Below are 12,957 nucleotides of genomic sequence, written 5' to 3'. Positions count from 1 at the left end.
CACTTGCCGCGCGAATGCCGTCATCCCCGCGAAGGCGGGGATCCATATTGGCGGACATCAGTGAGTAAGCCGCTAGGCCAGCCGGTCTGGGTTCCCGCCTCCGCGGGAATGACGGGGTAGTGGCTTAGGCGACCCGCTCGAAATGCCCAGCTTCGAAGCCTTCGATCGCCAGCGCGACGATGCGGTCAGCAACTACCGTCGGTTCCTTGACCGAGTTCGGATCCTCGCCCGGATAGGCACGCGCGTGCATCTTGGTCCGTGTCGCGCCGGGATCGACGATCGCGGTGCGGATCGCGCTGATCTCGGCCATCTCGTCGCAATACGCGCCGAGCAGCGTCTCGAATGCCGCCTTCGACGCGCCGTAGAGGCCCCAATACGCGCGAGGCTTTCGGCCGACGCTGGAGGTCACGCCGATCACTCTGGCCGACTTCGCCTTCTTCAGCATCGGATCAAACGCTGCGATCAACGCCGCTTGCGCGCTGACATTCAAAGTCAGGACCTGCGCCATTTCCTTCGGATCGATCGCCGGCACCGACGACAGCGAGCCGAGCATGCCCGCGTTGAGCACGAGGATGTCGAGCGCATCCCAGCGGTCGCCGATCGCGGTTGCCAGGCGCGCGATCGCTTCACTCTCCGCCAGATCCAGCGGCGCAATCGTCGCGGAGCCGCCGGCAGCGTGGATCGTCGACTCGACGTCTTCGAGACCGCCGGGCGTGCGCGCGGTCAGGACGACGTGCGCGCCCTTTGCCGCCAACGCGATCGCGGTCGCGGCGCCGATGCCGCGGCTGGCACCGGTGACCAAGGCCAGCCGGCCTTCGAGAGGCTTGTCCATCATATCAGCTCCGCGAGTATCAGATGACGCGTTCGGCGAGCATCGCGAACTGATCGACTTCCGAGCCTTCGTCATGGTCGGTCAGCGTCGTCGGGTAATCCCCGGTGAAGCACGCATCGCAATATTTCGGGCGGACATCCGCGCGCTTCGCCTCGCCGAGTGCCTTGTATAGGCCGTCGATCGAGATGAAGTTGAGGCTGTCTGCGTGAATGAAGCCGGTCATGCCGCCGAGATCGAGCTTGGCCGCGAGCAGCTTCTCGCGCTCGGGCGTGTCGACGCCGTAGAAGCACGAATGCCGCGTCGGCGGGCTGGCGATCCGCATATGGACTTCGGCCGCACCGGCTTCACGCATCATCTCGACGATCTTGAGCGAGGTCGTGCCGCGGACGATCGAATCGTCGACGAGGATGACGCGCTTGCCCTTGATCAGCGCGCGGTTGGCGTTGTGCTTGAGCTTCACGCCGAGGTGGCGGACCTTGTCGCCTGGCGAGATGAAGGTGCGGCCGACATAGTGCGAGCGGATGATGCCGAGCTCGAACGGGATGCCCGACTGCTGGGCATAGCCAATCGCCGCCGGCGTGCCCGAATCGGGAACCGGAATGACGAGATCGGCATCGACCGGCGATTCGATCGCGAGCTGCGCGCCGATCGCCTTGCGGACCGAATAGATAGAGTGATCGTCGACGATCGAATCGGGGCGCGAGAAATACACCCATTCGAAGATGCACGGCCGCGCCGCCATCGGCGCGAATGGGCGGATCGAGCGGATCTCGGAGCCCTGGACGATGACCAACTCGCCGGGCTCGATCGCGCGGACGAAGGTGGCGCCGACGACGTCAAGCGCGACCGTCTCCGAGGCGAAGATCACCGCATCGCCCAGCTTGCCCATGACGAGGGGGCGAATGCCGAGCGGATCGCGGCAGGCGATCATGCCCTCTGGCGTCATCACGATCAGCGAATACGCGCCTTCGATCTGCTTCAGCGCATCGATAAAGCGATCGAGCAGCGTGCGGTAGTTCGACGTCGCGACGAGGTGGATGATCGTCTCGGTATCGCTGGTCGACTGGAAGATCGAGCCGCGGCGGACGAGCTCACGACGCAAGCGCATCGCGTTGGAGATGTTGCCGTTATGCGCGATCGCGAAGCCGCCGGTCGACAGCTCGGCATAGAGCGGCTGGACGTTGCGCAAGGCCGTCTCGCCGGTCGTCGAATAGCGGACATGACCGCAGGCAACGGTGCCCGGCAGCGACCGGATCACGTCGTCGCGGTCGAAGTTCCCGGCGACGTGGCCCATCGCGCGGTGCGTGTGGAAATGTGCGCCGTCGAAGGTCGTGATGCCGGCGGCTTCCTGGCCGCGGTGCTGCAACGCGTGCAGCCCCAGGGCTACGAGCGCGGCCGCGCCATCGGTGGCCGAAACGCCAAACACCCCGCATTCTTCGTGGAGTTTGTCGTCATCATAAGGGTTTGTCGTCAGCATGCCGGTTCTCACGTCGTGCGGAAGCTGCCCTATACGAGCGGATCGCCGGCTTGTCGCCTGTTTGTAATAACATTGCGCGTCGCTAGTCGCATCGGGGCAGGTTTCGGGTATATCCGGGGCATGACACACAGCCGCGACACGGGCCTGACGCTCGATCCGAAATTCGATTCCGCCGGGCTCCTGACCGCGGTCGTCACCGATCGCGTATCGGGCGACGTGCTGATGGTCGCGCATATGAACGCAGAGGCGCTGGCCGAGACGCAGGCGACCGGCGAGGCGCATTTCTGGTCGCGGAGCCGCGAGAAGCTTTGGAAGAAGGGCGAGACGTCGGGGAACGTGTTGCGCGTCGCCGAGCTGCGGATCGATTGCGATCAGGATGCGGTGTGGGTGATCGTCGATGCGGCCGGCCCGGCGTGCCATACCGGCGAGCGCACCTGCTTCTTCCGGCGGATCGAAGGGGGCAAGCTGGTGCCGGCCGAATGAAGCGTGTGCTGCTGCTCGCGCTCGTGCTCGGCGGGTGTTGGCGCGAGCCGAAGATTGCGGCGGCGGACAGCGCGGGGGCTAGGCTCGAGTCTGCGGCCGAGACGGCGGGGATCGTACCCGACCCGAACGCGCCGCTGCAGGGATCGTGGGCGCGCGATACGGACCGCGTCTGCGTCGTCGGCACTGAGAAGACCGCCCGGATCGGCGTCAGCGTCGACTATGGCGAGGATCAGGCGTGCGCTGCGTCGGGAACCGTCGAGCGCTCTGGCGATGCCCTGAAACTCGCGTTCGGCACCTGCAAGTTCGACGCACGCTTCGACGGCGATCGCATCGTGTTTCCCGCCGAAGTGCCCGAAGCCTGCGAGTCCCTCTGCACCGGCCGAGCCTCGCTCGCGGCACTGACCGTCGACCGGCTCAGCGAATCGCGATCGGAGGCTGCGACGCTACGGTCGACGAAGGGAAAGTTGCTCTGCGGCAATTGACGTTGACGTAAACGAGAGTTATTTCTCCTGGGATGGCGACACAAGCATCCCCTCGATTGCAGGCGACCCCGCAATCCTACGCGGTGATCGAGCCGCGGCATGATCGCGAAAGCTTCACGATCTCCGATCTCTCCGCCGAGTTCGACGTCACCGCGCGAGCGCTCCGTTTCTACGAGGACGAGGGCCTGATCGCGCCCGAGCGTCGCGGTACTCAACGCATCTATTCGCACCGCGACCGCGCCCGGCTTGCCTGGATCCTGCGCGGCAAGCGCGTCGGGTTCAGCCTCGGCGAAATCCGCGAGATGATCGACCTCTACGATCTCGGCGACGGTCGGCGTGCGCAGCGCCAGGTCGTGATCGAGCGCAGCCAGGCGCGGATCGCGCTGCTGACCGCGCAGAAGCGCGACATCGATCTCGCCATCGACGAACTCACCAGTTTCGTGGCCCTCCTCGAAGTGAGCCGCGCCCAGGACAACCAAGGATAAACCATGCCCCAGTACACGCCCCCCGTCCGCGACACGCGTTTCGTCCTCGAGCATGTCGTCGGCCTCGATCGCTACAATAACCTCCCCGGCTTCGATGCGGCCTCGCCCGACGTCGTCGACGCGGTGCTCGAAGAAGGCGGCAAGTTCGTCGCCGAAGTCCTGTTTCCGCTCAACCTGTCGGGCGACCAGCAGGGTTGCACGCGGCACGAGGATGGTTCGGTGACGACGCCGGATGGCTTCAAGGAAGCGTACAAGCAGTATGTCGAGAGCGGCTGGGCGACGCTTGGCAACCAGCCGGAATATGGCGGGCAGGGGATGCCGCATGTCGTGTCGACCGCGTTCCAGGAATACATGATCTCGTCGAACATGGCGTTCGCGATGTATCCAGGGCTTACGCACGGCGCGATCGCCGCGCTGATCGCCAAGGGCTCGGACGCGCAGAAGGCGATGTACGTGCCGAAGATGGTGTCGGGCGAATGGGGCGGGACGATGAACCTGACCGAGCCGCAGTGCGGCACCGATCTCGGCCTGATCCGCACCAAGGCCGAGCCGCAGGCGGATGGTTCGTACGCGATCACTGGTACCAAGATCTTCATCTCGTCGGGCGAGCATGACCTGACCGACAACATCATCCACCTCGTGCTCGCCAAGACGCCGGGCGCGCCGGATAACGTGAAGGGCATTTCGCTGTTCGTCGTGCCGAAGGTCCTCGTCAACGAGGACGGTTCGCTCGGCGCGCGCAACGGCGTCACCTGCGGGTCGATCGAGCACAAGATGGGCATCCATGCGAATTCGACCTGCGTGATGAACTATGATTCGGCGACCGGCTGGCTGGTCGGCGAGGAGACGAAGGGCCTCGCCGCGATGTTCATCATGATGAACGCCGCACGTCTTGGCGTGGGCTTGCAGGGCCTCGGCGTGGCCGAAGTCGCGTATCAGAATGCCGTCCAGTACGCGCAGGACCGTCGCCAGGGTCGTGCGCTGACCGGGCCGAAGGAGCCGCAGGAGAAGGCGGACACGCTGTTCGTCCATCCCGACATCCGCCGCATGCTGATGGAAGGCAAGTCGCTGACCGAGGGCCTGCGCGCGCTGATCCTGTGGACCGCGCTGCAGGCCGATCTCGAGCATCATGCCGAGACCGAGGAAGAGCGCCAGCTGGCCGGCGACATCATCAGCCTGCTGACCCCGGTCATCAAGGGCTACGGCACCGACATGGGCTATGCGATCGCGACCAACGCGCAGCAGGTGTACGGTGGCCACGGCTACATCGCCGAATGGGGCATGGAGCAGTATGTCCGCGATGCCCGGATCGCGATGATCTACGAGGGCACCAACGGCGTCCAGGCGATGGACTTGGTCGGGCGCAAGCTCGCGCAGAACGGCGGGCGCGGGATCCAGGCGTTCTTCAAGCTGGTGGCGGACGACGTCGCCGCGGCGAAGACCGATCCGGCGACGGCGGTGTTCGCCGAGGCGCTGGAGAAGGCGAACGGCCAGCTTCAGGCGGCGACGATGTGGTTCATGGCTAATGGCATGAAGAATCCTGAGAACGTCGGCGCGGGTGCGGTCAGCTACATGCACCTGATGGGGATCGTCGCGGTCGGCGCGATGTGGCTGCGGATGGCGGTCGCTGCGACCAAGCTGAAGGCGGCGGGCGAGGGCGAAGTCGCGTTCCTCGACGCCAAGCTGGTGACCGCGCGCTTCTATGCCGAGCGGATCCTGCCGGATGCTGGTGCGCTACGTCGCAAGATCGAGGGTGGTGCGGAGTCGCTGATGGCGCTCCCGCCCGAAATGTTCATGGCGGCCTGATCGAAAACGGGGCGGATCGCCAAAGCTATCCGCCCCATATGCTTCCCTCTGACGGGGAGCGATGCGTTGGCGCTATTTTGTAGCCGTCGCGGCTGCAGAAGACGATGTTTGCGTTGGCGATGACGACGCTGCAGCGCTCGATTTTTGCCGAACACCGCTGAGTTCTCCCGCCGCTGCGGCTACGTTCTGTGTGACTGGAGGGGACTGCGGTACTGCAGTCATCGTCGCCCGTGTCACGATGCATTGCGTCGGGTCCGCACGCTTGAACTGGCGACAGTTCCACAGCGAACGTTCATAATTGCTCCCCCGATCGCGCATATAGCTAAAGCTCAATGCGGCCATTTGCGCGAGGTCCAGCGGGATCGACGTCGCTGTCTTTGTGGCGTCCGTCCAGGCCATGAAGCGGCAAAATGGTTTATCGCCGCAGGCTTGGGTTGCGAGTGCGACGAGGCCGTCGGCCGTTTGATTGCGCGGCAGTGTTATGAGAACCGTATCACCGTCGACTGCGCTCGCCGTGACCGAAGCTTCCGCCTCCGTCCCTGCAGCGAACCCCATTGCGACCGATGCTTCAGCCAAGGCCGCATTGGCCTCGACGAGTGCAGCGCCAATTTTGTGCGCATCGGAGAGCGCGGCGAGCTGCGTGATCACGGGCTCGATGGTTTCGGGGTGACGGCCGAATGCTGAGGGCGTCCCCCACCAGCCGGACCAGCGGAAGAACAGGTGCGTGTTGACCGCGGTGATCTTGTCGAGGCTCGACTGCCAGTATGGCACGACCCAGTCGGTATGATAGTGGGTAGCATAGCCGACCTGCTTGAACACCGCGCCGTTAAGCGCCGCCGCGGCGACCTCGCGCGCACGCCGCCAGGCGTCATCAGTCGGGTGCCAGCGGGTTAGCGCGCCATCGCAACTGAAGCTGAATTGACAACCGGTTGAACGGTCCTGGCCCTCGAATACGACGCCGCATACCGTCTTGGGGAAAGCCGGGTGGCGCAGGCGGTTCAGCACGACCTGAGCGACCGCGCGTTCACCCAGCGTATCATCCCCGGCCTCGTAGAGGATGCCCGCCGCCATGCAGTCGGTGGCGCGTGCCAGATCCTCTGCACCGCCAGCGAAGAGGAACGGCCGCGCGGCGGGGTTGGGCGCGGTTGAGAACGGCACGGTCGCATTGAACGCGCGTGCGTCGTCGGGCGTCAGGTCGACGAACTTTACCGGTTCGACCTGAGGCACTTCGGCTTGCGGCACGACCCGCCCCGGCGGCAGTTTAACCCGCTTCGACACGTGGACGATCGTCGGCGCGTTGGCGACCACGAGCGCGGGCCCAAGGATCGCTAGCGCGGAAATTCCGACGATAGTGGCGCGCAGCACCGTCGTGCCGCGCGGGGATAGAGGCTTTGTCACTGTTCGGGCAGGAAGTCCGGGACCGACAGATAGCGCTCGCCGGTGTCGTAGTTGAACCCGAGAACCCGAACGTTGTCAGGCAGATCGGGGAGCTTCTGAAGGATCGCTGCGAGCGTTGCGCCCGAGCTGATGCCGACCAGCATGCCCTCTTCGGTCGCCGAGCGGCGCGCCATGTCCTTGGCTACCGCGGCATCGACCTCGATCACGCCGTCGAGCGCCTGGGTGTGCAGATTGACCGGAATGAAGCCTGCTCCGATGCCCTGGATTGGGTGTGGCCCAGGCTGGCCACCGGCGATCACCGGCGATGCGGCGGGCTCGACCGCGTAGACCTTGAGCGACGGCCATTCCTTCTTCAGCGCCTCCGCAACACCGGTGATGTGGCCACCGGTGCCGACGCCGGTGATGATCACGTCGATCGGCGTGTCACGGAAATCGGCGAGGATTTCCTGCGCCGTCGTAGCGACATGCACGGCGATGTTCGCAGGGTTCTCGAACTGCTGTGGCATCCAGGAACCGGGGGTCTGCTCGACCAGTTCCTTGGCGCGCTCGATCGCGCCCTTCATGCCCTTCTCGCGCGGAGTCAGGTCGAAGGTCGCGCCATAGGCGAGCATGAGACGGCGGCGTTCGATCGACATGCTCTCGGGCATGACGAGGACGATCTTGTACCCTTTGACCGCCGCGACGAGTGCTAGGCCGATGCCCGTATTGCCGCTGGTCGGCTCGATGATCGTGCCGCCGGGCTGGAGATGGCCGTCCTTCTCGGCCGCCTCGATCATCGCGAGTGCGATGCGGTCCTTGATCGACCCGCCGGGGTTCGAGCGCTCGGACTTCACCCAGACTTCGGATTCGGGGAACAGCTTCGACAGGCGGACGTGCGGCGTGTTGCCGATCGTGTCGAGGATCGAGTTGGCCTTCATGGCTTGGCTTCTCCGTGTTCGGGTTCGGTCTCTAGGATCTCTGGGGGATCAAAGGTTTTCGCGCGGCCAAGTTCCGGGAACAGTCGCGCCCAGCCGATCGTGATCGCAATAGCACCGACGCCGCCGAACACCACCGCGCCGACCGGACCGAGCAGCGACGCCATCACGCCGCTCTCGAATTCGCCGAGTTCGTTCGAGGCTGAGATGGTGAGCTGCGATACCGCGCTGACGCGGCCGCGCATCGCGTCGGGCGTATGGAGCTGGATCAGCGACTGGCGGACATAGACCGAGATCATGTCCGCGCCGCCCGCGACGATCAGCGCGACCAGGCTGAGGACGAAGGCGGGCTGGACGGGGATGCCGCCGATCGTGCCGGGTGCGATGCCGAGCAGGGTAACGATCGGCGTGGCGACGCCGAAGGTCAGGATCGCAAGGCCGAACACGACGACAGCCACGAGCATCTTCACGCCGACATTGGTGCTCATCGGCCGGAACGAGAACCAGATCGCCGTCACCGCCGCGCCGATGCCCATGCCAGCCGCGAGGACGCCTAGCCCTTGCGAGCCGACGTGGAGGATGTCGCGCGAATAGACCGGAAGCAGCGACGTCGCGCCGGCGAGGAGTACCGCGAACAGATCGAGCGTAATCGTCGCCAGGACGAGGCGGTTGCGGCGGACATAGGTGAAGCCCTCGATGATGCGGGCGAGGGGTCGGTGATCGGTCTGTGCCGCGGGCTGAGGGACCGGGCCGATCAGGAACATGAAGAGGAGCGCGACGACGAACAGGATCGTCGCGACGCCGTAGGCGACCTCCGGGTGGATCGCGTAGAGGAGGCCACCGACGCTGGGGCCGGCTATGGTGCCAACCTGCCAAGCAATCGAGCTGATCGCGATCGCAGTCGGGAGGACGGCGCGGGGGACGAGGTTGGGGGCCAGCGCGGAATAGGCAGGGCCGGAGAAGGCTCGCGCGACGCCGAAAGCCACTGCTGCCACGAACAGGACGCCGAGCGTGAGGTGTCCGGTCCACGTCAGCAGCCAGAGGGTCGCTGCCGTGAGCACCAGCAGCGCGGTCGTGCCGCGGACGATCCAGCGGCGGTCGAAGCTGTCCGCGACCAACCCGGTGATCGGGGTCAGCAGGAACAAAGGCACGAACTGCGCGAAGCCGATCATGCCGAGCATGAAGGCGGCCTGGCGGATGTCCATCGTCTCGCGGGCGATGTTGTAGACCTGCCACCCGATCACGATCGACATCGCGCTGACGGCTATGGTGCCGGTGAAGCGGGACAGCCAATAGGCGCGGAAATTGGCGATCCGTAAGGGATGCTGGTGGGGGTCTGCGGTGGAGTCCATTGCGACTGGCTTTAGGCTTGGGTGCGCGGCGAGGGCAACCGGAGCTTTGCTTGGGCTGGGGATAGTGGCCCGAACCAGGACTGCTCGTGCCCCTTGTTCTCCCGCGAAGGCGGGAGCCCAGGCTGGGCTCCCGCCTTCGCGGGAGAACAAGGAGGAGGGAGACACCGTCCGTTGGCAGACATGCCCCTGCCACCATTTCTCCGCCAGTATCACCACCCCGGCGAAGGCCGGGGTCCAATTGGGGGGCGTCGCCAACTGAGTGATGCACATCGTTACTGCAACCTCACCAATTGGGCCCCGGCCTCCGCCGGGGAGGTGGCCTGCTGGGAAAGGGTGGCCGCGCAACGCGCAGGCAGAAAGCCCCATCCCAAGCCCCCAAACCAACATACCCCAGACGGGAATTGATGTTCCGCCCCGTCCGCGCCTATAGGCTCCCTCAACTCCCCTACGGAAAACGAGGTTTCCCACATCGTGGCCAAGACCCCCCCACCAGCACGCGCAATCGCCGAACCGCCGATTACGAACCGCGAACGACCGGCCGAACCAAAGCCGTACGAAGCGTCGAAGGACGAACTGCTCGAAATGTATCGGCAGATGCTGCTAATCCGCCGTTTCGAGGAAAAAGCGGGCCAGCTCTATGGCTTGGGCCTGATCGGTGGCTTCTGCCATCTCTACATCGGCCAGGAAGCCGTGGCGGTCGGCCTTCAGTCCGCGCTCAACGGCGAGACCGATTCGGTGATCACCGGCTATCGCGATCACGGCCACATGCTCGCCTACGGGATCGACCCGAAGGTGATCATGGCCGAGCTGACCGGACGCAATTCGGGCATCTCGAAGGGCAAGGGCGGGTCGATGCACATGTTCTCGACCGAGCATAAATTCTACGGCGGCCATGGCATCGTCGGCGCGCAGGTGTCGCTCGGCACCGGCCTCGCGTTCAAGCACAAATACTCGAACGACGGCGGCATCTGCATGGCCTATTTCGGCGACGGCGCCGCGAACCAGGGCCAGGTGTACGAAAGCTTCAACATGGCCGAGCTGTGGAAGCTCCCGATCATCTTCGTGATCGAGAACAACCAGTACGCGATGGGCACCAGCGTCAACCGCGCCTCCGCCGAGGACCAGCTGTATCGCCGCGGCGAGAGCTTCCGCATTCCCGGCATCCAGGTCGACGGCATGGACGTGCTCGCCTGCCGGGGTGCCGCCGAGGAAGCGCTGGCATGGGTCCGCGCGGGCAAGGGCCCGGTCATCCTCGAGATGAAGACGTACCGTTACCGCGGCCACTCGATGTCCGATCCGGCGAAGTACCGCACGCGTGACGAGGTCCAGGCGGTTCGCGACAAGTCGGATCCGATCGATCACATGAAGAAGCTGCTCGACGCGCAGGGCGTGACCGAGGCGGACCTCAAGTCCCTTGAACAGGAAATCAGGAAAATCGTGAACGAAGCCGCCGATTTCGCCGAGCAGACCCCGGAGCCGGATGCTGCCGAGCTCTACACCGACGTTCTGGTGGAGAAGTACTGATGGCGATCGAGATCAAGATGCCCGCGCTCTCCCCGACGATGGAAGAGGGCACGCTGGCCAAGTGGCTCGTCAAGGAAGGCGATAGCGTCAAGTCGGGCGACATTCTCGCCGAGATCGAGACCGACAAGGCGACGATGGAGTTCGAGGCGATCGACGAAGGCACGATCGGTTCGATCGCCGTCGCCGAGGGCACCGACAACGTGAAGGTCGGCACCGTCATCGCGACGATCCTCGAAGAGGGCGAGAGCGCGAGCGACGCCAAGGCTGCTAAGCCCGCCGAGGCACGCTCCGGCGATGCGGCCAACGCCGCGCCTAACGAAACGCCGTCGGACGACAAGGCTCCCCCGGTTCCCGAAGGCGCTTCCCCCGCCAAGGCCGAGAGCGGCACGCAGCAGCTCGTCGCGTCGGCCGAGAAGGTCGGCATCTCCGACCCTGCGATCCCCGAGGGCACCGAGATGGTCAAGACGACCGTCCGCGAGGCGCTGCGCGACGCGATGGCCGAGGAAATGCGCGAGGACGACCGTGTCTTCGTGATGGGCGAGGAAGTCGCGCAGTATCAGGGCGCGTACAAGGTCACGCAGGGGTTGCTCGACGAGTTCGGCGACCGTCGCGTCATCGACACGCCGATCACCGAATACGGTTTTGCCGGCATCGGTGCGGGCGCGGCGATGGGCGGCCTTCGCCCGATCGTCGAGTTCATGACCTTCAACTTCGCGTTGCAGGCGATCGACCACATCATCAACTCGGCGGCCAAGACCAACTACATGTCGGGCGGCCAGATGCGCTGCCCGATCGTGTTCCGCGGTCCCAACGGCGCGGCGTCGCGCGTAGGTGCGCAGCATTCGCACAACTTCGCGGCGTGGTATGCCAGCGTCCCCGGCCTGATCGTGATCGCGCCGTATGACGCGGCGGACGCGAAGGGCCTGCTCAAGGCCGCGATCCGCACCGAGGATCCGGTCGTGTTTCTCGAGAACGAGCTGATGTACGGCCGCAGCTTCGACGTTCCCAAGCTCGACAACCACGTCCTGCCGATCGGCAAAGCGCGGATCGTCCGCGAGGGCAAGGACGTCACGATCGTCAGCTACTCGATCGGCGTCGGCATTTCCTTGGAAGCCGCCGAGAAGCTGGCCGAAGAGGGCATCGACGCGGAGGTCATCGACCTGCGCACGCTGCGCCCACTCGACACCGAGACGGTACTCAAGAGCTTGGCCAAGACCAACCGCATGATCATCGTCGAAGAGAATTGGGCAACCTGCTCGATCGCCTCGGAGATCGTGTCGGTGGTGATGGAACACGGCTTCGACGACCTCGACGCGCCGGTGCTGCGCGTGACCAATGAGGACGTGCCGATGCCGTATGCGGCGAACCTCGAAAAGCTGATGCTGGTCGATGTCGCGAAGGTCGTGACGGCGGTGAAGAAGGTGACCTACAAGTAATTGATTACGACGGGACTGCGACCATCCGGCCGCGGTCCCGTCCAGTCACGCTGCGTAGATATCGCAGGTGGATTTGCTCGCACCCGGATTGGGATTGTAGATCTGCGTAAAGTCGCGGTTGTCGCGCACGATGAACGACGCGATGTAGTGAAGGCGCCTCGGGCCCGTCATCCAATACGGCGCAATCGGCTGATATTGATAATTGACCTCGACGAACATGACGCCTGAATACAACGGTGCGGTCACCTTCGCTCCAGCGTCACCCATGCCGGCATTAGCGCCCTTGCCGGTACTCACATCGGTACCCTGAGTAGCCGGCTTGTCGTCGGTACCGTCAGTGGCCAACGTCGTGCCGTAACTCGAATCATACCCGGCGCCCTTCATCAAACCGAAGCAGCGCTGCCAGTGGATGCGCTGCGTCCCCGATGCGTTCTCCAGGCTGGAGACGGTGACCCGTCCATATTTCGACAGGTTGATCCGCCCGCCCTGAATGCGCGAAGCCTGCAGCACGTCGTTCATGTCGACTTCGCGCAACTGCACCGTGGTGAGACTGCTCGCGAGCCCGACCCGCGACGCATTGTCGGCAAGATTGAGTGCGATCTGACTGACGCGAAGATTGGCGAGCGCCAAGTTCGCCGTCTCTACGCCGTAAAGGCCAATGGTCAGCACCAGAGGCAGGCCGAGCGCGAACTCCATGAGCGCCAGACCGCTGCGGTCGGTTCGCAGCCGGGTGACCGCGCGATCCTTACGGGCGGCCGATGCCATCGG

At 64.9% G+C, this 12,957-nt stretch carries 12 protein-coding genes; 6 read left to right on the top strand and 6 right to left on the bottom strand.

The genetic code is table 11. The features are described from left to right. Positions 1 to 124 precede the first annotated feature (124 nt). Positions 125 to 835: an SDR family NAD(P)-dependent oxidoreductase gene (locus U1763_RS01920; protein WP_332753857.1), complete on the bottom strand. Its 711-nt coding sequence runs from the start codon at positions 833 to 835 to the stop codon at positions 125 to 127. A gap of 16 nt (positions 836 to 851) precedes the next feature. Next, positions 852 to 2,309, bottom strand: coding sequence for an amidophosphoribosyltransferase (gene purF / locus U1763_RS01915; protein ID WP_332753856.1), 1,458 nt, complete (start codon positions 2,307 to 2,309; stop codon positions 852 to 854). Between the two features lie 120 nt (positions 2,310 to 2,429). Between purF and hisI the strand changes: the two genes are divergently transcribed. Genes hisI through U1763_RS01895 form a run of 4 tightly spaced genes read left to right on the top strand, consistent with a single transcriptional unit; the run spans position 2,430 to position 5,565 of the window. Beyond that, the gene (hisI, locus tag U1763_RS01910; protein ID WP_192144636.1) at positions 2,430 to 2,792 is read left to right on the top strand and encodes a phosphoribosyl-AMP cyclohydrolase; all 363 of its coding nucleotides are present in this window, start codon (positions 2,430 to 2,432) and stop codon (positions 2,790 to 2,792) included. Then, positions 2,789 to 3,274: a hypothetical protein gene (locus tag U1763_RS01905; RefSeq protein ID WP_332753855.1), complete on the top strand. Its 486-nt coding sequence runs from the start codon at positions 2,789 to 2,791 to the stop codon at positions 3,272 to 3,274. The genes hisI and U1763_RS01905 overlap by 4 nt, the downstream gene beginning before the upstream one ends. A gap of 32 nt (positions 3,275 to 3,306) precedes the next feature. Beyond that, a complete protein-coding gene (locus U1763_RS01900; protein WP_056049049.1) occupies positions 3,307 to 3,759 on the top strand; it encodes a MerR family transcriptional regulator in 453 nt (150 codons plus the stop codon). Between the two features lie 3 nt (positions 3,760 to 3,762). Then, positions 3,763 to 5,565, top strand: a complete 1,803-nt coding sequence (locus U1763_RS01895; RefSeq protein ID WP_332753854.1) for an acyl-CoA dehydrogenase C-terminal domain-containing protein — start codon at positions 3,763 to 3,765, stop codon at positions 5,563 to 5,565. A 72-nt stretch (positions 5,566 to 5,637) separates the two neighbouring features. On the opposite strand, the gene U1763_RS01890 is transcribed toward U1763_RS01895, so the two are convergent. The 3 genes from U1763_RS01890 to U1763_RS01880 form a co-directional block, all read right to left on the bottom strand. Next, positions 5,638 to 6,873 carry a cell wall hydrolase gene (locus U1763_RS01890; RefSeq protein WP_332753853.1) on the bottom strand — a complete coding sequence of 412 codons (1,236 nt, stop codon included), beginning with the start codon at positions 6,871 to 6,873 and terminating at the stop codon, positions 5,638 to 5,640. Positions 6,874 to 6,959: 86 nt separating this feature from the next. Next, the gene (cysK, locus tag U1763_RS01885; protein ID WP_056048760.1) at positions 6,960 to 7,880 is read right to left on the bottom strand and encodes a cysteine synthase A; all 921 of its coding nucleotides are present in this window, start codon (positions 7,878 to 7,880) and stop codon (positions 6,960 to 6,962) included. After that, the gene (locus U1763_RS01880) at positions 7,877 to 9,229 is read right to left on the bottom strand and encodes an MFS transporter (protein ID WP_332753852.1); all 1,353 of its coding nucleotides are present in this window, start codon (positions 9,227 to 9,229) and stop codon (positions 7,877 to 7,879) included. Before U1763_RS01880 ends, cysK begins: the two co-directional genes overlap by 4 nt. A 471-nt stretch (positions 9,230 to 9,700) precedes the next feature. On the opposite strand from U1763_RS01880, the gene pdhA reads away from it, so the two are divergent. Beyond that, positions 9,701 to 10,753, top strand: coding sequence for a pyruvate dehydrogenase (acetyl-transferring) E1 component subunit alpha (pdhA, locus tag U1763_RS01875; RefSeq protein ID WP_056048766.1), 1,053 nt, complete (start codon positions 9,701 to 9,703; stop codon positions 10,751 to 10,753). Beyond that, positions 10,753 to 12,189, top strand: a complete 1,437-nt coding sequence (locus U1763_RS01870; protein WP_332753851.1) for a pyruvate dehydrogenase complex E1 component subunit beta — start codon at positions 10,753 to 10,755, stop codon at positions 12,187 to 12,189. Before pdhA ends, U1763_RS01870 begins: the two co-directional genes overlap by 1 nt. 45 nt (positions 12,190 to 12,234) lie before the next feature. Here the strand turns inward: U1763_RS01870 and U1763_RS01865 are convergent, their stop codons facing one another. Continuing rightward, positions 12,235 to 12,954 carry a TadE/TadG family type IV pilus assembly protein gene (locus U1763_RS01865; protein ID WP_332753850.1) on the bottom strand — a complete coding sequence of 240 codons (720 nt, stop codon included), beginning with the start codon at positions 12,952 to 12,954 and terminating at the stop codon, positions 12,235 to 12,237. Positions 12,955 to 12,957 lie beyond the last annotated feature (3 nt).

The sequence above is a fragment of the Sphingomonas sorbitolis genome, from assembly GCF_036663875.1.
Classification (GTDB): Bacteria; Pseudomonadota; Alphaproteobacteria; order Sphingomonadales; family Sphingomonadaceae; genus Sphingomonas.
Note: the sequence above shows the minus strand (reverse complement) of the source record. Positions and strands in the feature narration are given on the sequence as shown.

Coding starts and splice junctions, on each gene's coding strand:
- U1763_RS01920 (WP_332753857.1), bottom strand. CDS start 835: ATGATGGACAAGCCTCTCGAAGGCCGGCTGGCCTTGGTCACCGGTGCC.
- purF (WP_332753856.1), bottom strand. CDS start 2,309: ATGCTGACGACAAACCCTTATGATGACGACAAACTCCACGAAGAATGC.
- hisI (WP_192144636.1), top strand. CDS start 2,430: ATGACACACAGCCGCGACACGGGCCTGACGCTCGATCCGAAATTCGAT.
- U1763_RS01905 (WP_332753855.1), top strand. CDS start 2,789: ATGAAGCGTGTGCTGCTGCTCGCGCTCGTGCTCGGCGGGTGTTGGCGC.
- U1763_RS01900 (WP_056049049.1), top strand. CDS start 3,307: ATGGCGACACAAGCATCCCCTCGATTGCAGGCGACCCCGCAATCCTAC.
- U1763_RS01895 (WP_332753854.1), top strand. CDS start 3,763: ATGCCCCAGTACACGCCCCCCGTCCGCGACACGCGTTTCGTCCTCGAG.
- cysK (WP_056048760.1), bottom strand. CDS start 7,880: ATGAAGGCCAACTCGATCCTCGACACGATCGGCAACACGCCGCACGTC.
- U1763_RS01880 (WP_332753852.1), bottom strand. CDS start 9,229: ATGGACTCCACCGCAGACCCCCACCAGCATCCCTTACGGATCGCCAAT.
- U1763_RS01870 (WP_332753851.1), top strand. CDS start 10,753: ATGGCGATCGAGATCAAGATGCCCGCGCTCTCCCCGACGATGGAAGAG.
- U1763_RS01865 (WP_332753850.1), bottom strand. CDS start 12,954: ATGGCATCGGCCGCCCGTAAGGATCGCGCGGTCACCCGGCTGCGAACC.